At 33.2% G+C, this 25,228-nt stretch carries 20 protein-coding genes; 13 read left to right on the plus strand and 7 right to left on the minus strand.

The annotated features are described in order from the left end of the window. Positions 1-8: 8 nt before the first annotated feature. Entirely contained in the window at positions 9-2,804 is a 2,796-nt protein-coding gene (gene uvrA, locus IRZ99_RS00775) for an excinuclease ABC subunit UvrA (RefSeq protein ID WP_194655463.1), read from the minus strand. A 196-nt stretch (positions 2,805-3,000) separates the two neighbouring features. On the opposite strand from uvrA, the gene IRZ99_RS00780 reads away from it, so the two are divergent. The 9 genes from IRZ99_RS00780 (at position 3,001) to IRZ99_RS00820 (ending at position 17,418) form a co-directional block, all read left to right on the plus strand. Continuing rightward, entirely contained in the window at positions 3,001-5,802 is a 2,802-nt protein-coding gene (locus IRZ99_RS00780) for a triple tyrosine motif-containing protein (RefSeq protein ID WP_305069322.1), read from the plus strand. Positions 5,803-6,043: 241 nt separating this feature from the next. Then, on the plus strand, positions 6,044-9,109 hold the full coding sequence (locus tag IRZ99_RS00785) for a TonB-dependent receptor (protein ID WP_194655464.1): 3,066 nt from the start codon (positions 6,044-6,046) through the stop codon (positions 9,107-9,109). An 11-nt stretch (positions 9,110-9,120) separates the two neighbouring features. Next, entirely contained in the window at positions 9,121-10,620 is a 1,500-nt protein-coding gene (locus IRZ99_RS00790) for a RagB/SusD family nutrient uptake outer membrane protein (RefSeq protein WP_194655465.1), read from the plus strand. Positions 10,621-10,634: 14 nt separating this feature from the next. Next, positions 10,635-12,188, plus strand: coding sequence for a hypothetical protein (locus tag IRZ99_RS00795; RefSeq protein WP_194655466.1), 1,554 nt, complete (start codon positions 10,635-10,637; stop codon positions 12,186-12,188). A 12-nt stretch (positions 12,189-12,200) separates the two neighbouring features. Then, positions 12,201-13,862, plus strand: a complete 1,662-nt coding sequence (locus IRZ99_RS00800; protein ID WP_194655467.1) for a family 16 glycosylhydrolase — start codon at positions 12,201-12,203, stop codon at positions 13,860-13,862. 83 nt (positions 13,863-13,945) lie between these two features. Continuing rightward, positions 13,946-14,704: a family 16 glycosylhydrolase gene (locus tag IRZ99_RS00805; protein ID WP_194655468.1), complete on the plus strand. Its 759-nt coding sequence runs from the start codon at positions 13,946-13,948 to the stop codon at positions 14,702-14,704. A 311-nt stretch (positions 14,705-15,015) separates the two neighbouring features. Continuing rightward, positions 15,016-15,600, plus strand: coding sequence for an RNA polymerase sigma factor (locus IRZ99_RS00810; protein ID WP_074656934.1), 585 nt, complete (start codon positions 15,016-15,018; stop codon positions 15,598-15,600). Between the two features lie 50 nt (positions 15,601-15,650). Beyond that, the gene (locus IRZ99_RS00815) at positions 15,651-15,794 is read left to right on the plus strand and encodes a hypothetical protein (protein ID WP_194655469.1); all 144 of its coding nucleotides are present in this window, start codon (positions 15,651-15,653) and stop codon (positions 15,792-15,794) included. A 559-nt stretch (positions 15,795-16,353) separates the two neighbouring features. Then, on the plus strand, positions 16,354-17,418 hold the full coding sequence (locus tag IRZ99_RS00820) for a hypothetical protein (RefSeq protein ID WP_194655470.1): 1,065 nt from the start codon (positions 16,354-16,356) through the stop codon (positions 17,416-17,418). A gap of 21 nt (positions 17,419-17,439) precedes the next feature. On the opposite strand, the gene nth is transcribed toward IRZ99_RS00820, so the two are convergent. After that, complete coding sequence (nth, locus tag IRZ99_RS00825) at positions 17,440-18,090, minus strand: endonuclease III (protein ID WP_194655471.1); 651 nt, start codon at positions 18,088-18,090, stop codon at positions 17,440-17,442. Positions 18,091-18,407: 317 nt separating this feature from the next. On the opposite strand from nth, the gene bcp reads away from it, so the two are divergent. Next, entirely contained in the window at positions 18,408-18,860 is a 453-nt protein-coding gene (bcp, locus tag IRZ99_RS00830) for a thioredoxin-dependent thiol peroxidase (protein WP_194655472.1), read from the plus strand. A gap of 179 nt (positions 18,861-19,039) precedes the next feature. Here bcp and IRZ99_RS00835 read toward each other — a convergent pair whose 3' ends face one another. Beyond that, positions 19,040-20,500 (minus strand): TonB-dependent receptor, encoded by a 1,461-nt coding sequence (locus IRZ99_RS00835; RefSeq protein WP_194655473.1) that lies wholly within the window; start codon positions 20,498-20,500, stop codon positions 19,040-19,042. A gap of 90 nt (positions 20,501-20,590) precedes the next feature. On the opposite strand from IRZ99_RS00835, the gene IRZ99_RS00840 reads away from it, so the two are divergent. Genes IRZ99_RS00840 through IRZ99_RS00850 form a run of 3 tightly spaced genes read left to right on the plus strand, consistent with a single transcriptional unit; the run spans position 20,591 to position 22,369 of the window. Beyond that, positions 20,591-21,355, plus strand: coding sequence for an MBL fold metallo-hydrolase (locus IRZ99_RS00840; RefSeq protein ID WP_194655474.1), 765 nt, complete (start codon positions 20,591-20,593; stop codon positions 21,353-21,355). A gap of 13 nt (positions 21,356-21,368) precedes the next feature. After that, entirely contained in the window at positions 21,369-21,872 is a 504-nt protein-coding gene (locus IRZ99_RS00845; RefSeq protein ID WP_194655475.1) for a hypothetical protein, read from the plus strand. A 47-nt stretch (positions 21,873-21,919) separates the two neighbouring features. After that, positions 21,920-22,369, plus strand: a complete 450-nt coding sequence (locus IRZ99_RS00850) for a hypothetical protein (RefSeq protein ID WP_228518984.1) — start codon at positions 21,920-21,922, stop codon at positions 22,367-22,369. Between the two features lie 7 nt (positions 22,370-22,376). On the opposite strand, the gene IRZ99_RS00855 is transcribed toward IRZ99_RS00850, so the two are convergent. The 4 genes from IRZ99_RS00855 to IRZ99_RS00870 are packed head-to-tail and all read right to left on the minus strand — an operon-like array spanning position 22,377 to position 25,211. Then, complete coding sequence (locus tag IRZ99_RS00855; protein ID WP_194655476.1) at positions 22,377-22,910, minus strand: hypothetical protein; 534 nt, start codon at positions 22,908-22,910, stop codon at positions 22,377-22,379. A 13-nt stretch (positions 22,911-22,923) separates the two neighbouring features. Then, a complete protein-coding gene (locus IRZ99_RS00860) occupies positions 22,924-23,568 on the minus strand; it encodes an alpha/beta hydrolase (RefSeq protein ID WP_194655477.1) in 645 nt (214 codons plus the stop codon). Between the two features lie 54 nt (positions 23,569-23,622). Next, positions 23,623-23,949 (minus strand): hypothetical protein, encoded by a 327-nt coding sequence (locus IRZ99_RS00865; RefSeq protein WP_056186039.1) that lies wholly within the window; start codon positions 23,947-23,949, stop codon positions 23,623-23,625. Positions 23,950-23,954: 5 nt separating this feature from the next. Beyond that, positions 23,955-25,211 carry a dihydroorotase family protein gene (locus IRZ99_RS00870; RefSeq protein WP_194655478.1) on the minus strand — a complete coding sequence of 419 codons (1,257 nt, stop codon included), beginning with the start codon at positions 25,209-25,211 and terminating at the stop codon, positions 23,955-23,957. Positions 25,212-25,228 lie beyond the last annotated feature (17 nt).

Genomic DNA, 25,228 nt, shown 5'->3' on the forward strand with positions numbered 1-25,228 from the left:
TTTTTTACTTAAAGTTTATCCTTTAAATAAATTCCGGTAACAGATTTTTTTACTTTTACAATATCTTCAGGTGTTCCAACTGCTAATAAGTGTCCTCCGTTTTCTCCGCCTTCAGGGCCAAGATCAATAATCCAGTCAGCACACTTTATTAAATCGAGATTGTGTTCTATTACAATTATTGAATGCCCTTTTTCTATTAAAGCATCAAATGAAGCTAGTAATTTTTTAATATCATGAAAATGCAATCCCGTTGTTGGTTCATCAAAAACGAATAATGCTTTATCTTTTGTAGCGCCTTTTACTAAAAAAGAAGCTAATTTAATACGTTGCGCTTCACCACCTGATAATGTTGAAGAAGATTGTCCTAATTGTACATATCCTAAACCAACATCTTGCAATGGTTGTAATTTCTGAGTGATTTTGGTTTGCTTATTTTTTTCAAAGAAAGCAATGGCATCATCAATAGTCATAGTTAGAATATCATTGATGTTTTTTTCGTCAAAATTGATCTCTAAAATCTCTTTTTTGAAACGTTTTCCTCCACAAGTTTCACAGGGTAAAGAAACATCGGCCATAAATACCATTTCGACGTTTATCGAACCTTCTCCTTTACAGGTTTCGCATCGGCCTCCATCAACATTAAAAGAAAAATGTTTGGCCTGATAACCTCTTATTTTTGATAGTTTTTCTTTTGCATACAAATCACGAATATCATCATATGCTTTGATATATGTTACCGGATTCGACCTTGAACTTCTTCCAATTGGGTTTTGATCCACATATTCAATATGTTTAATCTGTGAGAAAGAACCTTTTATTTCGGTAAACTGACCCGCTTTTTCAGCAGCATTTTCCAATTTTTTCTGCATAGCAGGAAATAAAATTTTCTTTATTAAGGTGCTTTTCCCGCTTCCTGAAACTCCGGTAACAACCGTTAAAACATCTAAAGGAAACGTGACATCTATATTTTTTAAGTTATTTTCCCTTGCACCAACAATATCAATATGGTTTTTGAATTTTCGTCTTTTCTTCGGTACAGAAATTTCTAAATCTCCATTTAAATATTTGGCAGTAAGTGATTCTGATTTCAGGATTTCGTCATAAGTTCCCTGAGCTACTAAATTCCCTCCAAAAGTTCCTGCTTCGGGACCAATGTCGATAATCATATCGGCAGCTTTCATAATATCTTCATCGTGTTCAACCACAATAACAGTATTTCCTAAGTCACGAAGAGAAAGCAATACTTTGATCAATCGTTCAGAATCTTTTGGATGCAGACCAATACTTGGTTCGTCTAAAATATACATCGAACCAACTAGACTGCTTCCAAGTGAAGTAGCTAGATTAATACGCTGTGATTCTCCTCCTGAAAGTGTTGAAGAGTTTCGGTTTAGTGTAAGATAATCCAAACCAACTTCGGTCAAAAACGATAAGCGATTGTTGATTTCAACCATCAAACGTTTTGCGATTTGCTGTTCGTATTTGTTTAATTCAAGATCTTTGAAAAACGTAACCAAATGTTTAATTGGAAGATCTACCAAATCTGAAACTGTTTTTCCGCCAATTTTTACGTAGGAAGCTTCTTCGCGTAAACGTTTTCCGCGACAAGCATGGCATTTTGTTTTTCCGCGATAGCGAGATAACATTACGCGATTTTGAATTTTGTAATTTTTCTCCTCTAATTCTCTAAAGAAATCATTTAGCCCTTGAAAATATTGATTTCCTTTCCAAATCAAATCTTTTTGATCTTCTGTTAATTGGAAATAAGGTTTATGAATAGGGAAATCGAATTTATATGCATGTTTCACCAATTCGTCTTTATACCAGCTCATGCTATCACCTCTCCAGGGATAAATAGCACTTTCAAAAACAGATAAAGAGGTATTCGGGACAACTAAATCAGCATCAATACCAATTATATTTCCATAGCCTTCACAAACCGGGCATGCACCATAGGGATTATTGAAACTGAATAAGTGAACATTTGGTTCTAAGAAAGTAATTCCGTCCAATTCAAAATTATTTGAATACGTAAATCTTTTATCTGAATTTAATTCTTGTAAGTAACAAATTCCTTTTCCTTCAAAAAAAGCAGTTTGTACGGCATCGGCTAAACGATTATAGAATTCTTCTTCCTCCTTAACAACAATTCTGTCAATAATCAAGAGAATGTCTTTATTATCTAATTTATGGATTTCTGTTGGTGTAAATTCATCTAGACGAACCATTTCGTTGTCAACTAAAATACGTGCAAAACCTTGCTGTAAAAGTACTTTTAATTTGTCTTCAAGCTGTCTTCCTTCTTCTAAATGAATAGGAGAAAGTAAAAGCCATTTGCTGTCTAATTCTAATGTTTTTACATCAGAAACAACATCGGTGACCGTATTCTTTTTAACTTCCTGTCCTGAAATTGGTGAATAAGTACGACCAATTCTGGCGAATAAAAGTTTGACATAATCGTAGATTTCAGTTGAAGTTCCAACAGTCGAACGCGCATTGGTGGTATTGACTTTTTGTTCAATAGCAATGGCAGGTGCAATACCTTTTATGTATTCTACTTTTGGTTTGTCTAAACGACCTAAAAACTGACGTGCATAGGATGATAAACTTTCAACATAACGACGCTGTCCTTCGGCATACAAAGTATCAAATGCTAAACTTGATTTCCCTGATCCTGAAAGACCTGTGATAACAACAAGTTTATTTCGGGGAATAGCGACATCTACATTTTTTAAATTATGTACCTGCGCTCCTTTAATGATAATATTATGTTTTGGGTCGAGTTTTGAAAGATCAATTTGCATAAAAAAAGTCAATTTTTACAAAAGTAATCAATTTTGAATTGAGTTTTGTTAATGAGATTGTTCCAAATTTTAACTAAATCTCTCAAGGATAGTGAGATTTTAATATTGATGCTTTTTTTGCCAAAAACTTGCTGGTTCAATATAAAATAAACTATTTTAGAACTGTTTTTATACTAAATTAATACCAATCGTAATTTTGAAAACAAAACTATCTACACTATTATTTCTGATGAGTCTTTTCCTGTTTTCGCAGGAGTTTCCGCCAATAGTAAAATATTCTTCTTCTGTTTACGGTGCAGGAAATCAAAGTTGGATGATTTCACAGGATGATCAAAACTATTTGTATTTCGCCAATAATGACGGTCTTCTGGAATATAATGGAACTACCTGGCAATTATATCCGGCTCCAAATGAGACTATCATTCGCTCCGTTAAAGTCATCGGAACAAAAATCTATACGGGTTGTTATATGAATTTTGGTTACTGGACCAGACACACTAATGGGAAATTGAAATATACGTCGCTTAGTGATACTATTAAGAATAAAATATTAGACGACGAACAGTTTTGGAATATCCTAAAGTATGATCAATGGATTTTGTTTCAGTCCTTGAATAGAATCTATATTTATGATACTAAAACGGGAAAGTTCAAAATCATTGCGCCAAAAAATGGCGTTATAAAATCGTTTGCACCAAAAAATGCAATCTATTTTCAGACAATAAAAGAAGGGTTGTTTGAAATTGAAAGTGGAAAAGCGAAATTAGTTTCAGATCATCCAATTCTTAAGAAATTTACGATTGTCAATATTTTTACTACAGATGATGGATTGCTGATTCAAACACAATTGGATGGTATTTACAAATTAGTTGGAAATACGTTAACGCGTTTTGTTACAGATGTTGATACCGAATTAAAGTCAAGTTTTGTATATAGTAGTCAATTTCTACAGGACGGAAGTTTTGCGTTAGGAACAGTTTCAAATGGAATTTTTGTTTTATCGAATAATGGGAAATTAAAATATCATATTTCACAGAGAAAAGGGTTAAGTAATAATACAGCTCTCTCACTTTTTGAAGATAAGGATCAGAATTTATGGGCCGGATTAGATAATGGAATCAATTGTATAAATATTAATTCTCCAGTACACAGTTTTACAGATGATTCTGGTGTTTTAGGGACCGTTTATGCATCAGCAACTTTTAATGGTATGTTGTATGTAGGAACGAATCAGGGATTATTTTGTAAACCAAATCAGAGCAATACTGAATTTAAATTTATAAATGGTACAAAAGGACAAGTCTGGTCGCTTTTTGTGTATGATAATACACTTTTTTGCGGACATGATTCCGGAACTTTTATCATTACAAATGAATCTGCCAGAAGTATATTTGCGGCTTCGGGAACCTGGAAGTTTGAAACTGTCCCAAAGAATAAGAATCAATTGCTTCAGGGAAATTATTATGGAATTTCTGTTTTGGAAAAAATAAACAATCAATGGGTTTTTAAAAATAAAATTGAAGGTTTTGATTATTCGTCAAGATATTTTGAACTTACAAACAATTTTGATGTTTATGTAAGTCATGAATACAAAGGAATCTTTAGATTGAAACTAGATAAGTCATTATTAAAAACACGTGGTTTTTATACTTATAAATCTCCTCAGAAAGGTAAAAATGCAAGTTTGACTAAATTCAATAATCAAATTTATTATGCATACAAGGGTGGGATTTTTAAACTAAATCCGAATACAAAACTATTTGAGAAAGACAATCTCTTAAGTTCTATCTTCGAAAAAGATGAATATACTTCAGGTAAATTAATTGTCGATAATTCGAATAAAATCTGGTTGTTTTCTAAAAATTATATCCATTATTTCTCTGCCAGCAAGTTGAGCAATCAGTTAAAGCAAAATGTCATTCCGATTCCGTCTTCTTTGACTAATTCAATGTTGGGATTTGAAAACATTACGCAAATTTCAAAATCAATTTATTTAATTGGTACGACAGATGGTTATTATACTTTAAACATAGAAGATCTGAGTTTTAAAAATTATACTGTTTATATAACTGATATCACGATTAACAAACAAAATGAAACTCTGAAAAATGTGGCAATTCAAAATCAGGGTAGTTTTCATTCTAATGCAAATAATGTCACTTTAAATTACACGGTTCCGGAGTACAATAAATATATTAATTCAGAATATCAATATTTGCTAGAAGGTTTTCAAAATGAATGGAGTGAGTGGAGTACCAAAGCTACAGTAAATTTCAAGAATTTATCTCCGGGGAAATATACCTTTAAAGTAAGAGCGCGATATGCAAATACTATTTTGCAAAATACGGCTACATATACCTTTATCGTTTTAAAACCATGGTATTTGACTAATCTGGCCTGGTTTATTTATTTTCTATTGTTTTTGGTATTAGCCTATTTTATTAATAAGGCTTATATAAATTATTACCATAAACAAAAAGAGAAATTAATTGAAGAAAATAATCTTTTGCTTGAGATTAAAGAATTAGAAAATGAACGACAATTAATGAAAGTAAGAAATGAGCAACTTTCTCAGGATGTCGATAGTAAAAATCGGGAATTGGCTGTTTCTACCATGAGTTTAAATAGTAAAAATGAATTATTGGCTTTTATTAAAGAAGATTTAAAGAAAACGAGTCAGGATGATAATAAAAACATTAAATCTGTAATTAGTACAATTAATAAAAATATAACGGAAGAAGATTCCTGGAATGTTTTTAAAGAAGCATTTGATAATGCAGATAAAGATTTTCTGAAAAGAATCAAACAGCTTCACCCTTTGTTAACTCCTAATGATCTTAGACTTTGTGCTTATCTGCGACTGAATCTTTCGTCTAAAGAAATCGCGCCATTATTTAATATATCCGTTCGAAGCGTTGAGATAAAAAGATATCGTTTGCGTAAAAAAATGGAATTGCAGCATGAAATTGGGTTGGTCGAATATATTCTCGCTGTATAGGAAGTAAAAAATCATTTCAAAAAAACTATACATTACCTCAACATTAACCTTTTGTTAGGGTTTTGATGTGTTTATGTTAAAAAAATTAACATTCTGAAATTGTAGTTAAATAGCGGTATTTTTTATGATATATTAAATTTAGTAACATTTTTTTTATGATGTATGTTTTTTGTTGAGGTTAATTTTATCGTTTTCCTAATCGGATCAGATAAATTTATCTTTCAATAAAAACTAACTAATTATGAAATCAAAATTATTACTAACCGTACTATTACTGTTTACATCTTTTGCGTTTTCGCAATCTTTTGATGTTAACGGAACTGTACAAGATGGCGCTGGTTTATCATTACCAGGCGTAAATGTAAAAGTTAAAAATTCGTCAAAAAGTACAACCACAGACTTTGACGGATCTTTTAAACTTTCTGGTGTTTCAACCGGCACCACAATTGTTTTAAGTTACATTGGTTATCGAACGCAGGAAATTGTAGTTTCAGGTCCTAAAATTACAGTCAAAATGAGTGATGATGCCAAATCATTAGAAGAAGTTGTTGTAATTGGTTATGGTAGCCAAAAAAAGAGAGAAGTTACAGGAGCTGTTTCTGTACTTGACAGTAAAACACTTGATCTTATAAAGCCTGTTAAGGTAGAGCAAGCTCTACAGGGAACTATTTCTGGTGTAGTTGTAACGGCGCAATCTGGAGCTCCTGGTGCCGGATTGGATATCCGTATCCGTGGCGTTGGTACTAATGGGCAAAATAATCCTACTGCTATTATCGATGGATATGTTGGAGATTTATCATTATTAAATCCAAACGACATTGAGACAATTACTGTTTTAAAAGATGCACAAGCAGCTATTTACGGAACAATTGGAGCAAATGGAATTATTTTGGTAACTACCAAAATGGGTAAAAAGAATTCTAAAACAAAAGTAACCTTTAATAGTTATACAGGATTTCAGGAAGCATCCAGAAAAATTCCAATGTTAGATGCTACAGAATATGCTTTACTATTAAATGAAAGTTATGCAAATGGAGGAAAAACATTGCCATACCCAAATGCTGGTGGTTTAGGTAAAGGAACAAACTGGCAAAAGGAAGTTCTTAAAACAGGAGTTCCAATTATTAGCAATGATTTGTCAATTTCAGGAGGTTCAGATAAAATTACTTATGCAGTCAGTGGTTCACATTTAGATCAGGAAGGTATTGTTGGCGAGGATAAATCTGGTTTTTTAAGAAATACTGCCAGACTTGCATTATCTGCTGATTTAAGCGATAAATTTAAGTTGAAAACAAATGTTATTTACACTTTTACAAATCGAAGAACGATTAATGAAAATGGTTTAGGCTCTGTGTTGTTTAATGCATTAAATGTACCCGCGACTCTTACCCCTTACGATGCCAATGGAGAATTTACATTAGTGCCAAGTACTACAGGCTTAGGTACAGAAATTATCAATCCTTTAGCACAGCTTGCTAATACATATAACGATGGTAATTACAAAAAACTAAATGGAAATTTTGGCTTGGATTATAAGATTTTTAAAGGTTTTGTTTTGTCAAGTTCTATTGGTTTTAATACTGGTAATGGAGAAAGCAGGTCATTTGCCAAACAAATAAGTTATGGTGGAAAAGTTTTTGACGTACAGAGAAGTTCAGTAACAGAAGGTTCATCTAATGATAATAATTATTCATTTGATATTTACGCGACATATAATACAAAAATAGGAGAAAGTCATAATATAACAGGAACTCTTGGAAATACCATTTATAGAGAATGGGGAAATAATATTTCTGCAACTGGTTTCGATGTTCTTAATAATTCGTGGGAAAACGCAAGCTTAAAACTAGCGAGAGGCTTACCGACAGCGGTAAATGTTTTTTCAGGTAATTATGATGAAAGAAGGCTTTCTTATTTTGCAAGAGTACAATATGATTATCAGGGAAAATACCTTGTTTCTGCTATGTACAGACGTGATTCTTCTACAAAATTTGGCCCGGGAAACAAGACTGCATCCTTTCTTTCTTTTACAGGTGGGTGGGTTGTATCTGATGAAGATTTCTTCGGAAAATCAGAAGCATTTAATTTCTTGAAATTTAGAGCCAGTTATGGAAGCTTAGGAAATGATCAGATCAAAAATAATGGATACAGAAGTATTTTAGATGGTGAAGCTACCTATGTATTTGATGGCAACTTATCTAACGGAACTGCAACAGGGCAAATTCCTAACCCAGATTTAAAATGGGAAGAATCCAAAAAATTTGACGTTGGTTTTGATGCAAAATTATTCAATGACAGATTTTATATCGTTGCAGATTACTTTAGTGATACCAGAAAAGATTTGTTGGTACCAGGTATACCTGTTTCCGGAATTAATGGAACGGGTGCTCCAGGTGCGAGTTCTCCAACTATGAATGCCGGTTCTGTCAAAAATTCTGGTTTTGAATTTTCAATAGATTATAAAGAGAAATTTTCTGACTCGTTTACAATGTCTGTAGGTTACAATGTAACTTTTATTAAAAATGAAGTTACCGAGGTAAATAATGGAACAGGTATAATTGATCAGGGATCTTTTGGAGTTGGTCAGCCTACAGCAGCACGCATGGAGGCCGGTCATGCATTAGGATATTTCTATGGTTATAAAACTGATGGAATTTTTCAGAATCAGGCTGAAGTTGATGCACATCCCTCACAATTAGCTTTGGGAGCAAATGCAGCTCCTGGTGATATCCGATTTGTAGATGTAAACGGAGATAACGTAATTGATTCTAAAGATAAAACAGATATTGGAGATCCTATTCCAGATGTTACAATGGGATTCAATTTGCAGTTAAATTATAAAAATCTTGATTTTGCAGCATATACTTACGCTTCAATTGGAAACGATATGGTACGTAATTATGAAAGAGTGCTTTCTGATGCCAATCGTTTAGATTATGTTTTAGACAGATGGACAGGTGAAGGAACAAGCACTACCGTTCCGAGAGTTACTACAAGTGCTACCTCAAATAATGTTTTTTCAGAGTATTTCGTTGAAGATGCCTCTTATTTTAGAATTCAAAATGTTCAATTAGGTTATACTCTTAATCCTAAAGTATCTCTAAAAGCAGGAATTACAAGACTTCGTCTTTATATGGGTGTAAATAACTTATACACTTTCACAAAATACAAAGGATTTGACCCAAGCGCTTCATTTGGTCCTGGAAATCAGGACGGAGTTTCTCAATCTCCTATTGGTGCCGGAATCGATTACGGGTTTTATCCTGTTCCAAGAACCTATTTATTGGGCTTAAACATTAATTTTTAATTTCAATTAAAATGAAAAAATATTTATTTACAACCATTATAACACTAACTCTGTTCTCGACGATAAGTATTTCTTGTTCAGATGAGTTTGTTGATCCTACACCAAAATATTCTATTGATTCTGAAAATTATTTCAATTCTAAAGAAGATTATGATAATGCATTAATTGCAGCCTATGATTTGCTTCAGTCTTCGTACGTAAATGTTCTTTTGGGCGAAATTGCCTCAGATAATACTTTATGTGGAGGAGAAAGTCCAACAGACGTAATTGGTTTTCAGCAAATCGACGATATGATTCATACTCCGGTAAACAGTAATTTAAGAGATATTTGGAACTGGATGTTTGCAGGAGTTCAGAGAGCTAATTATATACTTGAATTCCAGAATAAAACAGATTTTGAAGGAAAAACCCAACTTATTGCGGAAACACGTTTTTTAAGAGCGTATTACCAATTTGAATTAGTAAAATGGTTTGGCGGAATCCCGATGAAAGGAGATGCTCGATTTAAAGTTGGAGATGAAAAAACAGTTCCACGTTCATCAGTTGAGGATGTTTATGCCTCAATTGAGGCCGATTTAACTTTTGCGGTGGCAAATTTATCTCCAACAGCATCTCAAAAAGGAAGAGCAACTAAGGGTGCAGCACAGGCATTATTAGGAAAAGCTTATTTGTATCAAGATAAATTTGCACTGGCAGCAACAGCTCTTGATGCTGTTATTACTTCTGGAAAATATTCATTACAAACAGATTATAATGCAATGTTTGAATTGGATGGAGAAAATGGAACAGAATCTGTTTTTGAAGTACAATATACAGACGTAGAAGGTGCCGGATTTGGATGTTTGCAATGCAGTGAAGGTAATGTAGCAGTTGGTTTTAGCGGAATCCGTAATTATTCAGGACCATTATTCTCATCTGGATTTAGTTTTAATATCCCAACAAAGGAAAGTGCTGATGCTTTTGAAGTTGGCGATAAACGTAAAGATGTTGCCATACTGGATATTGTAGCCTGGGCTGCTGCAAATTCATCATTTGATGGAGGGAAAGGCGTGAGCTATGGAAAAGGAAATGAAGACACAGGTTATTTCAATAGAAAATACCTTCCAAGAAAAAGAAGCGCTAATGCGGCTGGAGATTTAAATCTTACAAATCCAAATAATTACAGAGCAATTCGCTATGCGGATGTTTTGCTAATGGCAGCTGAAGCTTATAGCCGCTCCGGTAATAATGATGCAAAAGCCAGAGAATATTTGAATCAGGTGAGAAGACGTGCTTTTGGTGACAACAATCATAATATTACAGTTTCTGGAGCAGCGTTGACCGATTTTATATGGGCTGAAAGAAGAGTGGAACTTTTTGGAGAAGGACAACGTTTCTTTGACTTGGTTAGAACAGGAAAAGCAGTTGGGAAAATCCCAGGTTTTACTGCTAATAAAAATGAATTATTTCCGCTTCCTATTGAAGAAATTCAGTTCGCAAATGGAAATTGGCAACAAAACCCTGGATATTAAATAAAAACATTATTATGAAAAAAATACATTTTATTATAAGTCTTTTCGTTATAACAATTTTCAGTGGTTGTTCAAGCGATGAAAGCAGCAATATTGATTTAGATGGTGTGAGTGCACCAACTAATATATCTGCTTTGACCACCATAGCACAAGATAATTCAGGTAAAGTCACTTTTTTACCTAAAGGAGAAGGTGTTACGCAGTACAAAGTAAATTTTGGAGATGGAAGTTCAGAATCAGAATATATGGCGCCGGGAGTTACGGTTGATCATACCTATCCGGAAGGAGTTTATCAAGCCAAAATTAAGGCTATGGGAATTAATGGAAAAATAACAGAGGTAACTCAGGAAGTAACCGTTTCGTTTTTGGCACCAACTAACTTACAAGTGACTTTGGCACATGTTGTAGGAGACAATTTATCAGCATCAGTTACAGCAAAAGCAAACTTCGAAACTTTCTTTCAAGTGTATTTTGGTGAGATTCCTGATGAAACACCAGTAGATTTCATGGAAGGAGAAACCATTAAGCATACCTATGCTAATGTTGGAGAATACAATGTAAAAGTGGTAGCATTGAGCGGGGGAGTTGCAACCGCTACTTACGAAGAAACAATTACAATATCGAATCCGGTTTTATTACCAGTTGATTTTGAATCTACAACCCTGAATTACGCTTTTACTAATTTTGGAGGAGCAAACACAGTTGTAGCTAATAATCCAGGTGTAAACGAAGAAAATCCAAGCGCAAAAGTGGCTAAGTTAAATAAAAGTGCAGGTTCAGAAGTTTGGGCCGGTTCGTTTATAGAATTAGGTGCACCAATTGATTTTTCAACATTGAAAAAAATCAAACTTAAAGCGTGGTCACCAAAAGCGGGAATTGTAGTTAAGATGAAGTTAGAGAACTTAACAAATCCTGATATTAATACAGAAGTGGATGTAACTAACACTATAGCTAACGGTTGGGAAGAATTAACTTTTGATTTCTCAGCAGTTGATAATGCTAACAATTATCAAAGACTGGTAGTGTTCTTTGATTTTGGTAATAATGGTACAGGAGCTGATTATTATTTTGATGATATAGAATTGACTGCAGGTGTGGAGACTTTAAAATTACCATTAACTTTTGAATCTTCTGTATTGACTTATGGGTTTACCAGTTTTGGAGGAGCAAATTCGGTATTAGCTGATAATCCGGATAAAGCAGGAATTAATACATCTGCAACAGTAGGAGCTTTAACAAAAGCAAGTGGTTCTGAAACCTGGGCAGGATCGTTCATTGAATTGGCAAGTCCGCTTAATTTTTCTACTTTCAAAAAGATCAAAATGAAAGTATGGTCACCTCAGGCAGGAATTATTGTAAAAATGAAGTTTGAAAACATGTCAGATAGTTCAATTAATAAAGAAGTAGATGCAACTACAACTGTAGCGAACGGATGGGAAGAACTAACTTTTGATTTCAATGGAGCAACAACGGCCAATCAATTTCAGCGAGTAGTAGTATTCTTTGACTTTGGAGTTAACGGTACTGGAAAAACCTATTATTTTGATGACATTAAACAATCCAACTAAAAAAACGAAATCATGAGTAAAAAAATAATTATAAATATAATAGCATTACTGTCATTATTCCTGACAGTAAGTTGCCAGAAAGATGATTATGCATTTGGCGATTTGTCAGCACCATCAAATCTTAAAGTAACAGCTGAAATTATTGGGAAAACTGCCGATGCTCCCGATGGAGATGGTTCAGGAATGGTAAAGCTAATTGCAACCGCAGATAATGCAGTATCTTATAAATATGTATTTAGTGACGGAACTTCAGAGAATTCTCCAAGCGGTGTCTTTACTAAGCGTTTTACAAAAACAGGAGTGAACACTTACACTGTTACCGTAATTGCATCGGGTAAAGGCGGTATAGCTACGAACACGACATTGGATGTGACGGTACTTAGTAATTTTAATGATGAAGAAGCGGTGCAGTTTTTAACAGCCGGTACCTCTAAAAAATGGTATTGGTCAGCCTCAGAACCAGCGCATTTGGGAGTAGGTCAAAATGATGGAGATGCTACCAAAAATTACTATTCAAATTATTATTCAGCGGCACCTTTTGAAAAAGCAGGATCGCCAACAAGCAGCTGTTTATATGATAACGTATTGACATTCTCTCTTGTAGACGGACAATTGAAATATGAATTAGACAATGGAGGAGCAACCTTCTTTAATGCAGCATTCAAAAATGTAGCAGGAGGAAGTGGAGATGGAGACGACTGTTTGGCTTATGATGCATCTGGAGTTAAAACGGTTTCATTAAGTCCTTCTGAATCAGTTGTGACAAAAAATCCTGATCATGCAACACAAACAAGAGGAACAATGTTAAACTTTTCTGATGGTGGATTTATGGGGTACTACATTGGTCAGAGTTCTTACGAGATCTTATCTATTACAGAAAACAGAATGGTTGTTAGAGCGGTTATGGGTGGAAATTCAAGTTTGGCATGGTATCATATTTTTACTACTACAAAACCAACTCAGACTCCACCAGCAGATTTTACGGAACTAGTTTGGTCAGATGAGTTTAATACTGATGGAGCTCCCGATGCAACAAAATGGAACTATGATTTAGGAAGAGGTGACAATGGTTGGGGAAATAATGAAAAACAGAATTACACCAACTCAGCTACAAATGTAATTATACAAGGTGGAAACCTTAAAATTACAGCTAAAAAAGAAGCATCTGGCGGTGCTGAATATTCTTCGGCGAGATTAAAAACAGATGCTAAATTTGCTTTTACCTACGGAAAAGTGGAGGTTAGGGCTAAACTTCCAATTGGTGGAGGAACGTGGCCGGCAATCTGGATGCTGGGGCAGAATTATGCTACTAAGCCTTGGCCAGCCTGCGGAGAAATTGATATTATGGAACATGTTGGTAATAACCAAAATGTTATTTTGAGTACACTTCATTATCCTGGACATTCAGGAGGAGAAGGGAATACAGGTTCTAAAACAATTCCAAATGTTTCAACTGAATTTCATGTTTATAAGGCAATTTGGAGTCCGGCATCAGTTACAACATTTGTAGATGATGTGCAGATTCATTCTGTTCCTAATGATGGTTCTTTACCTTTTAATAGCGACTTTTTCTTAATTTTAAATGTAGCAATGGGAGGTAATTTGGGTGGTAATATTGATGCGGCTTTCACGCAGTCTTCTATGGAGATTGATTACGTTAGAGTATATCAATAGATTATAGATTAATTAGTAATAATGAAATGAGAAGGTCAGTTTTAGGCTGACCTTCTTAATTTTTGTAATTTTAAAATGATACTATGAAAAAAATAATGGTATTGCTATTGATTAGCAGTTTCTGTTTAGCACAAGAAGTAAAAAGAAAACTGGTGTGGGAAGAAAATTTCAATAATAAAGATTTAAACGAAAAAGACTGGAATTTCGAAATTGGCGATGGCTGCCCCAATCTTTGTGGTTTTGGTAATAACGAAAGACAAATTTATACCAAAACAAACCACGAATTTAAAGATGGAAATTTAGTAATAGAGGCTAAAAAAGAAGATAATAAATATACTTCTACCAAAATTACCACAAAAGGTAAAAAAGAGTTTCTGTACGGCCGAATTGAAGCAAGAGCAAAATTACCAGTTGGTCACGGTTTGTGGCCGGCATTCTGGATGTTGGGTGCTAATATAGATGAGGTTCATTGGCCAAAAACAGGTGAAATAGATATTTTGGAATATATTGGCAGAGATCCGGGCATGGTGTATACAACCTTGCATACACAAGACAGTCATGGAAATACAATTAATACCAAAAGAACTCCTTTTCCTAATATTGAAGAAGGATACCATGTATACGCAATCGAATGGTCAAAAGATAAAATTGATTTCTTTGTAGATAAAACTGTAGTCTATACTTTTAATCCTTCTGTGAAAAATGAAAATACCTGGCCTTTTGATAAGCCTTTTTATATCATCGTTAATTTAGCAATAGGAGGTAATTTTGGAGGTCCTGAAGTAGATGATAAAGTGTTACCGCAAAAGTTTTATGTAGATTATGTACGTGTATATCAGTAGCAAATAAAAGATGAAAAAGTTGGATATAAATAGCTTAAGTGTTTAATTGTAAGTTATTTATATCTATTTTTTTATAACGTCGCTATTTGTAAAAACTAATGTTTTAACGCACTTTATCGATAAAGTTTAACTTTTGTTTATTTTTTTTACTATATTTCTATTAATTATTCTCGCTTTTATTTGCTTTTTAAAATAATTATTTGTTAAATTTGGTCACGATATTAACATAAACTAAAAAAAGATCCGCCTATACAATAAAATTACTTTTTAGAAAAATTACTCCAAATTATAAAAACTAAAAAAGTAGTATTATGGCTGATCTGCATATTCCAGACGCTCTATTAGTAAAGAATTATATCGAAGGCAATGAAACTGCTCTTTCGATATTAATTAAAAGGCACGAGTCTAAAATATATGGATTTATATATTCAAAGATTGCTGATAGAGATATTTCAAATGATATTTTTCAAGACACTTTTATTAAGGTAATTAAAACCTTAAAAAGCAATTCATATAATGAAGAAGGTAAATTTTTGCCTTGGGTTATGCGTATTTCACACAATTTAATTGTAGACCACTTTCGTAAAACTAAAAAAATGCCAATGTACAGAGAAACTGAAGAGTTTTCTATTTTTTCTGTTATGTCTGACGATTCATTGACTATTGAAAGTAAAATGATTGTTGATCAGGTCGAAGTTGACTTGAAAAGATTAATCGAAGAACTTCCTGAAGATCAAAAGGAGGTTTTGGTAATGCGTATGTATCAGGACATGAGTTTTAAGGAAATCTCTGAACTTACAGATGTTAGTATCAATACAGCATTAGGAAGAATGCGGTATGCTTTAATGAATTTGAGAAAAATAATTGATAAACATCAAATTATTTTAACCAACTAATACTATTTTGAAAATTAGCTCGTTATACTTTATATAAACATATTTATAGTATGGCGAAAATTTACTCTAAGAAGGAATTAGCTTCTAAAAATCTAAAACCTAAGAAAGAAGTTGTTTCTTTCTTACTAAGCTATTCACAAGCATTGACAGTCGTGAAAGTTAAAGATAAAAGTTTTGAGATTATAGCTAATTAAACAGCCCACTATTTTAGTCGGATGTTTATTTTCAAAACCAACGAACTTTTGGTTGGAAAAACTCACTATTTGCAAATAAATGCGGATAGTGAGTTTTTTTGTTTTTATGTAAAATGAAAGTAAGATAATTAGTTCTTTTTTGTTTTAGATGATATAAAAACACCTCTTTTTGTCTGATTTTTCTCGTGCTTTAGTTAAAATGTTATATTTAGGTTAAAATTTATTTGTTTATTCGGTATTTAGTTTTATTTTAGTTAAAAAAGTTGCTTTTAATACGGCTTATTTAACTAATTGAAGAATTTTTCGTATTAAAACAATTAAATGATTGGATAATTAATAATGATGTCAAAAATAAATGTTTAACCAATAACCAATAATCTATGAAGAAAAATTACACTACATTATTTTGTTTGTTTGTTGTAAGCTTATAGTGTTTGTATAGAGAAAAATTGAGCATAATGAGCATAAAAAATTTACGCTGAACCTATTTTACCAAACATTTTGTTCTGCATAAATAGCTTAAATACACCGAAGCATCTAACAACCAAACCGAACCTAAATGAAAAAAAACCTACAGATATTATCATTTTTTTTATTGATAAATATTGGAGCATTTGCTCAACAAGACCAGATCAAAGAGGCACAGTCTCTGTATGATAAAGGAAAAAGCCAGGAAGCACTGGTAATTTTAAATAAGACCGAATATCTTATACTAAATGCATCTGATGAAGCAAAATCAGATTATTATTTTTTAAAGGGAAATGTATTAAAAGATTTAGCTGCAAAAAATATAGATGCAGCGAATAGCTTTACGTTGGCCTCTCAGGCATATCAGGATGTATTTTTGTACGAAAATGAATCCGGAAAATTCAAATTTACTATTAAAGCAAATGCTGCATTAAAAGAAATGAAATCGAGTCTTGTCAATGGTGCAATGGCCGATTTTAATAGTGGTAAATTCAAAGAAAGTGCAGAGAAAAGCTATAAAGTATATTTGTTTGATAAGAAAGATACTTTAAATCTTTGTAATGCCGCATCTTCGTCCATAAACGCAAAAGATTATGACTCGGCAATTAAGTATTATGAAACCTTAAAAAAAATTAACTATTCAGGAAAAGGAGTTTTGTATTACGCCACAAATAAGAAAACAAAAGAAGAAGATGTTTTTGTTTCGCCAAAAGCCAGAGAGTCAGCTATTCAACAAGGATTTTACGAAAAACCAAGAACAGAATCAGTTCCTTCAAAAAAAATCGAGATAAATAATAATCTGGCTTATGCTTATCTGGAGAAAAAAGATTACACTAAAGCAGAAATGATTTATAATTATGTTTTAGAGCTTGATCCAAATTATATTGATGCCTATATTAATATGGCTTATTTGAAGCTACAAGTAAAAAAAGACCTGGCTGATGAAATAGCGTCCTTAGGAACATCGGCAGCAGAAATGCAGCAATATGATAAGTTAAACGCTAAAAAGGATGATATAACGCGTAGTGCAATACCGTACCTTAAAAAAGCCCTTACTTTAGAGCCTAAAAATACAGATGCAACAAAATCACTTTTGGGTATTTACAGATCGCTAGATATGACAACTGAATACAATGCTTTAAAAGGAAGCATGTAATAAATAAAAGAAGCTGCTAAATTATTTTTTAGCAGCTTCTTCTATAACTGATTTTTTACCAACAGTTCTTGTAATAATATCTTTTTCCAAACTCCAGCCTCGAGCAGGCGAATATTCTCTCCCGTACCAAATAATCTGAAGATGTAAATCGTTCCATATTTCTCTCGGGAATAATCTTTTTGCGTCTTTCTCTGTCTGAACCACGTTTTTTCCATTCGAAAGATTCCAGCGATACATCAACCTGTGAATATGAGTGTCTACCGGAAAGGCAGGAACACCAAAAGCCTGAGACATTACAACACTGGCAGTTTTATGTCCAACAGCTGGCAGTTCTTCAAGGGCTTCAAAACTTTGCGGAACTTCTCCATTATGTTTGTCAATTAATATTTGTGATAAGCCATGAATTCCTTTCGATTTCATTGGAGATAAACCACAAGGACGAATAATTTCTTTAATTTCTTCAATCGTCATTTTAACCATATCATACGGATTATCAGCCTTCGCAAAAAGCAATGGCGTAATCTGATTTACGCGCACATCTGTACATTGAGCCGATAATAAAACTGCGATTAATAAAGTATAGGGATCTTTATGATCAAGTGGAACAGGGATAGTAGGGTAGAGTTCTTTTAACGTATTTATAACAAATTGTACGCGGGCTTCTTTATTCATTTCCGTATTTTTAATCTCGTAAAAATAGTATAATTTTAATGATGTGCCTAATCCAGCTTTCTGCTTCAACTCCTCATTGTGTTAGTAACATTTTTAAGCAATAAAAAGAGCTTCCGTTGGTCGCTTTTTTATCGCAAAAATGTAAACTACCACAACTCCGGGGTTTCCACGTCAATCTGGGGCAAAAAACATATAAAGTATAAGTTATGAATTATAAGTTAGTAGTAGAGATATTGAGCCAAATCCAAAAACTAAAATCTTTATTCTATACTCTATATTCTTTACTCTAAAAAAAAACTAAAATCAAAAATAGCAACATGATAACATTACAAAAAGGCGATAAAGCACCAGACTTTTCGGGAGTTGATCAGGACGGAAAAACCCATAAACTAGCAGATTATATCGGAAAAAAATTAGTTGTTTTCTTTTATCCAAAAGCAAGCACGCCTGGCTGTACAGCTGAAGCTTGCGATCTAAGAGATAATTTTGAGCGTTTTAAAGCTAATAATTATGAACTTCTTGGTGTTAGTGCAGATAGTCAAAAAGCACAATTAAAATTCAAAGACAAATACGAATTTCCTTTTCCATTATTGGCAGACGAAGGCAAATCAGTGATCAACGCTTTCGGTGTTTGGGGACCAAAGAAATTCATGGGAAGAGAATATGACGGAATCAACAGAACCACTTTCGTAATCGATGAAAAAGGAATTATCGAAGAAGTAATCGAAAAAGTAAAAACAAAAGAACATGCTTCGCAGATTTTGAAATAAAATTTTTGTTTCAGGTTTCAGGTTTCAGGTTTCAGGTTTCAGGTTTCAGGTTTCAGGTTTCAGGTTAAGATTGTTAAACCACCCAAGGGAAACTTGAAACTTGAAACCTGAAACTTGAAACAAAAAAACTTGAAACAAAAAAAATCCCCAAAAGAGAAACTTTTTTTTGGGGATTTTTTTTAAGTATTTTGTTCTAATTCCTTTTCCGGATGATATCCAAAAAGGTGATGCTCCTTTATAATTTCGGCAACTCCGGAAGGAAGCATTGGTTCCCAGCCCGTTTTTCCCTGACTGATCATTTTCAAAACTTCTCTCGAGAATACATTTAATATGTTTGGATCGTAATCTTTAATGTCAACTACTTTTCCGTTGAATTTAAAGAACTTATATAATTCTTTCATTCTCGGATGTACTTTTAGGTTATCAGAAGTAATAATTTCACCATTTTCTCCCAACATCGGATATAAGAATACTTTCATATCACGGTAGAATAATTTTCCGAAAGCTTCCAGTATCCCTCCACTTAAATGACGGTAGTATTTCTCATCAAAAATATCTACTAAGTTGTTTACACCCATTGCTAATCCCATTCTGGCTTTGGTATAGTTTGAGAAGTACTCGACAACTTTATAATATTCCTGGAAGTTCGAAATCATTACAGTTTGACCAAGTGAACAAAGTAATTCGGCCCTGTCCATGAAATCACGTTCATCAATTTCACCATCAGAACGTAAATTCGAAAGTGTAATTTCAAAAACAACTAAGGTATTATCTTTCTCAACCTTGTTTTCCTCCAGAAACATTGTTAATGATTTCTGATACATATCAAGATTTACATTCGTAACCGGACGGAAACTTCCTCTAAAGGCAAGAAGGTTTTTCTTGTATAAAACTGCGGCTGGTAGTACGTTTTTTCCATCAGGGTTAAACATTACGGCATCTGTCATTCCGTTTTTAACCAATTGTAAGCTCATTAAACGATTATCAACATCTGCAAAACGTGGTCCTGAGAAGTTAATAGTGTCGATTTCAAGCTGGTCTTTATCTAAGTGATCGTATAAATAACGAAGTAATCGTTTAGGATCGTTGTATTTGTAAAAAGCACCGTAAATTAAGTTAACTCCTAAAATTCCGAGTGTTTCTTGTTGTAGTCGGGCATCAGTTTCTTTAAAACGAATGTGAAGAATAATTTCGTTATAAGCTTCGTCTGGTTCGATTTGGTATCGGATTCCAACCCAGCCGTGACCTTTAAATTGTTTGGCGAAATCAATAGTAGCAACTGTATTGGCATAACTAAAGAAAAGTTTGTTTGGATGTTTTTCTCTACTTAAACGCTCTTCAATAAGTTCACCTTCAAAGGTTAGCATTTTTTTGAGTCGGTTTTCAGTAACATACCTTCCGTCGCCTTCAATTCCGTAAACGGCATCACTAAAATCTTTGTCATAGGCAGACATTGCTTTTGCAATAGTTCCCGATGAACCTCCGGATCTGAAAAAATGCCTCACAGTTTCCTGTCCCGCGCCAATCTCAGCAAATGTTCCGTAAATATTCTCGTTTAAATTAATGCGTAACGCTTTGTCTTTTATAGAAGGAATCTGTTCGATGACCTTGTCACCTTTGAGTTTTATTTCTGTACCCATTTTATTTTAAATAGATTTGTTACAAAGTTAGCAAATTAGGCTTCTAATGAAAGAGAAATAATCCTATTTTTGTAAAAAAAATAAGTTCAATTGAAGGTATATTTTTTAGGCACTGGTACTTCTCAAGGTATCCCGATTATTGGGGTTGATCATCCCGTTTGTAAAAGCACTGATGCTAAGGATAAAAGGCTTCGCGTTTCTATTTGGATAACGTGGAATGAGCACTCTTATGTCATTGATTGTGGCCCTGATTTCAGGCAGCAAATGCTTTCATGCGGCTGTCGAAAACTCGATGCTATTCTTTTTACGCACGAACATGCAGATCATACCGCCGGTTTAGATGACATTCGTCCGTTTAATTTCCGTCAGGGAGAAATCCCGGTTTACGGACACGAACGTGTAATTGACAATCTAAAACGTCGTTTTGACTATGTTTTCGAAACTGTAAACAAATATCCGGGAGCGCCAAGCGTTAAAACTATTGAAGTTGAAAACAATAAACCGTTTGCTGTTGGTGATAAAATGGCGATACCAGTAAACGTAATGCACGGTGATTTACAGGTTTTCGGCTATCGTATCGATGATTTCGCGTATTTAACCGATGTGAAAACAATCGAAGATGCTGAAATCGAAAAATTAAAAAATCTGAAAGTTTTGGTTGTGAATGCTTTGCGTGTAGAACCTCACGATACACATTTCAATTTGAAGGAAGCACTTGATTTTATAAATTTGGTCAAGCCGGAAAAAGCTTATTTAACGCACATTAGCCACGTTTTAGGATTTCACGAAGAAGTGCAAAAACAACTTCCTGAAAACGTCTTCCTGGCTTATGATAACTTAGAAATTACAATTTAATATAATACACAAAATGAAAAAATCCTTAATGCTTTACCTTTTTATCCTTGCGATATTAATGAATATTTTTACTTATATGTTCTACAGCCGAGAAGTAAAATTTGGACAAGAACGATATGATAAAACAACTAAGAAGCTTAGAGATAGTATAAATTTAGTGTCAGGAAAATTGGCCGAAGCAGATTATTTTTCTTTAGAACACAATGAAAATGCTCAGAATTATTTTGACAACAGTGCTTCTGGTGGAAAAGTAATTTTATATGAAAAATTAATTCCGGTTGTGACCGAAAAATTATTGGATCTAAATTCAAACCCAAATGGAAATCCTTATACAGGTCAGGATAAAATTGGTCCGAACAAATTTATCATCAATAAAATAAAGATTCTAAACCACAGATGGATTATTGCAGATTACAGTAATGGAGAATTATGGGGAGAAGTCTTGTTAAAATATTTTGTTGATAACGATGATAATATTACTTTTGAGGTTAATCAAAGCTGGTTGTATCAAAAATAGTATTTAGAATGCTATTTTTTACTACCACTTTTTAAAAAATAGGATTTATGAAAAAGATATTTTTATTTTCGATTATTGTTGGTCTTTCGTTTTCTTGTGCCAAAAAAGTTTCTGAAGAAAAGAAGCCTTCACAAGAAACTACAAAAGTTGTAAAAGAAGAAACTAACTCACCGGCTGTAGTTGGAGGTGATTCAGATTCTCATGGTTGTAAAGCTTCTGCGGGTTATACTTGGTCCGTTCTTAAAAAGGAATGCATTCGAATTTTCGAAAACAGCACTAAATTATCTCATGCGGAAGACGGAAAAACCTATACGACAGTTGCCTACGTAATCTTCGACGGAAATAAAGCCGAGCTTTTCTTAGATACTCAAAAAGAATCTATTATTCTGGAAAGAAAATCAGAAGGCGATTCCTGGATAAAAGATGATTATCAATTAATTCCCTGGAAAGGCTATATTTTGAAAAAAGGAAAGAAGATTCTTTATACAGGGGAGTAATGAGTTTTCAGTCACAGTTTTTTTGAATGTAATTTTCTATTCGTGATAAAATAAATTGATCTTGTTCAGATGGTTTAATGTTTTTATGAAATTGAATGAATTCAAATAATTTTCTTATTTCTACAAAATCCCATTCAAAATATTTATCGATTGTAAAATCTAAATTTTCAGCACTTACTTTTAATTCACAATCAAATCCTGCTCTTGAACTTGTGTTTTTAAGATGTACTTCAATTTTATCAATTGTGGTTTCAAGATATTTTTCTTCATTGAAATGTAAATATAGAATTTTTACATTTTGGGAATCGGATTCAAAGTCAACAAGAAAATACCTATTTTGATATGTTTTATATAATAGAGGTAAACCAAAAAACAAACTTATTAGTAACACTAATGTGAAATTGAATTCTGAGACAGAATCTGATTTAAAGAGAGTTAATATAATAACAAATAAAAATAACAGAAAAAAAAGCGATGCAAAATATTTAACTCTTTTATTAAAAGTAGTAGGGAAATGCTCAATTTTAATATCGTTTTCCATATAGAATTAAAAACTACAAAGCCAGCCAATTCTTAAAGTCAAAGAAATTCTGAGGCGCAACTCCATGCCCAACAGGATATTCTTTATAAGTAATCGGAATATTTAAATTTTCTAAAGCTGCTGGCGTTTTCCTTGCCCAATCTACTGGGATAACCTGATCTACAGTTCCGTGTGAAGCAAATATTTTAAGATTCTTGAAGTCATTTTTCTCGAAGCCTTCCTTAATAATTTCATTATTAAAATATCCACTCATAGCAACAACTCTCTGCACTTTTTCAGGATAAGAAAGAGCAACAGAATAGCTCAAAATGGAACCTTGACTGAAACCAATCAATGTAACATCATTAGCATCAATTGGATAATTAGCAACTAATTCGTCAATGAATTTAGCAATTAAATCGCGTGAAGTTTTGGCTTGTTCGTTATCTGAAAATTTATTCTGATCAGCATCAAAATTAATCGCATACCAGGCATAAGCTCCATATTGTAAATCGTAAGGCGCTCTTGCTGAAATAATATAGTAATTATCAGGAAGTTCTGTCGCAAACGAAAATAAATCAGCTTCGTTGCTTCCGTATCCGTGTAATAAGATTAAAACAGGATTTTTGTCTAATATAACTTTTGGTTCTTGTATTTTATATTCTAAAGATAGATTCATTTTTTAAAATGGTGAAATGTGAAATGTGAATTGTTGTTGAAATTTGGAATTTTATTATCCTATTGATTTAAACCATTTTTGAAAAAGATTTCCAACTAACGGAATTGGTCTTGTCTGTCCCTGAATAGCACTGAAAATCCCGTAAGTCCATAAAATAGAAATACAGATCCACATTGGGAAAGTAATCATAAAGCTGTCAAAGTTGCTGATAATAGCTCCGAAAGAAATAAAAGTCAAAGACAATCCTAAAGCCTGACGAATATGAAAAGATGCAAAACTATTTTTATTTTCAGAGTTCATCGACATGGCAATTAAAACACCAATGATCAAAATGTAACTGGTAATGGCGATTGATTTTCCCTCTTGTATTGAATTATTCATTTTAATTATTTTGTGGTAACAAGTTTGTTTTGATTTAAAATTCCATAAACCGAACCTTTAATTTCAGTTCCTAAAAAGGCAGAATTTTTAGATTTTGAAAGGATATTTTCTTTCGTGAAAGTTGATTTCCCTTCAGGTGTAAAGAAAGTGAAGTTGGCTTTAGAACCTTCAGTAATAGAATTGTTTTCAATTCCGAAAACCGCTTTTCCTAAGGTTAGTTTTTCAATAACCGTTTCTAAAGGTAAAATAGTTAATAAAGCTCCAAAAGCACTTTCTAGTCCAATTGTTCCGTTTTTAGCGGTATCAAATTCCATTTTTTTGAACTCAATATCAATCGGATTGTGATCTGAAGTTATCATATCAATTGTTCCGTCTAAAACTGCGTTTACAAGAGCAGTTCTGTCGGCTTCAGTTCGCAATGGTGGAGTTACTTTATATCTCGTATCAAAACCTTCTAGTTTTTCATCAGTCAGAATTAAATGATGTACAGATACGCTACAAGTAATCTGCAATCCTTTGGCTTTCGCCTCTTTAATTAATTCAACTGATTTTGCAGTAGAAATTGTCGGAATATGAAGTTTTCCTCCGGAATATTCTAGTAAAAATAAGTTTCGGGCCACTTGCAATTCTTCGGCTAAATTCGGAATTCCTTTTAAACCTAATTTTGTCGAAACAATTCCTTCATTGGCAACACCGTTTCCTTTGATGTTAGCATCTTGTGAATAAGCAATTACTAATCCATCAAAATCCTGAACATATTGTAAAGCAATTTTTAGAAGATTGGCGTTATCGAGACTTTTATTATAATCTCCAAAAGCGATTGCTCCTGCTTTTTTCATGTCAAACAATTCAGCCATATCTTTTCCTTCGCTGGCTTTGGTTAAAGCTCCAATGGGGAAAAGTTCTGTGGCAAAACCATTTGCTTTGTTTTTTACAAAATTCACTTGTGATTGATTGTCGATAACAGGGAAGGAGTTAGGTTGTAAAGCTACGCCTGTAAATCCGCTTTTTGCAGCAACATTTAAGCCATTTGCAATTGTTTCTCTGTCTTCATAACCGGGTTCTCCAAAGGAAACACTGCTGTCAAACCAACCTTGAGAAAGATGCAAATTATCAAATTTCACTTCGGTTGAATCTTCAATATCAAGAATTGAAGTTCCAATTTTTTCTATTAAACCATCTGCAATTAAAAGATCAACAGTCTGGTTATGAAACGGACTTTTTGAATCGATAATTTTGGCGCTTCTGATGATTATTTTCATATGTAGATAAATTTATT

Origin of the sequence: Flavobacterium sp. LC2016-12, assembly GCF_015351595.1 — a bacterium.
GTDB lineage: Bacteria > Bacteroidota > Bacteroidia > Flavobacteriales > Flavobacteriaceae > Flavobacterium.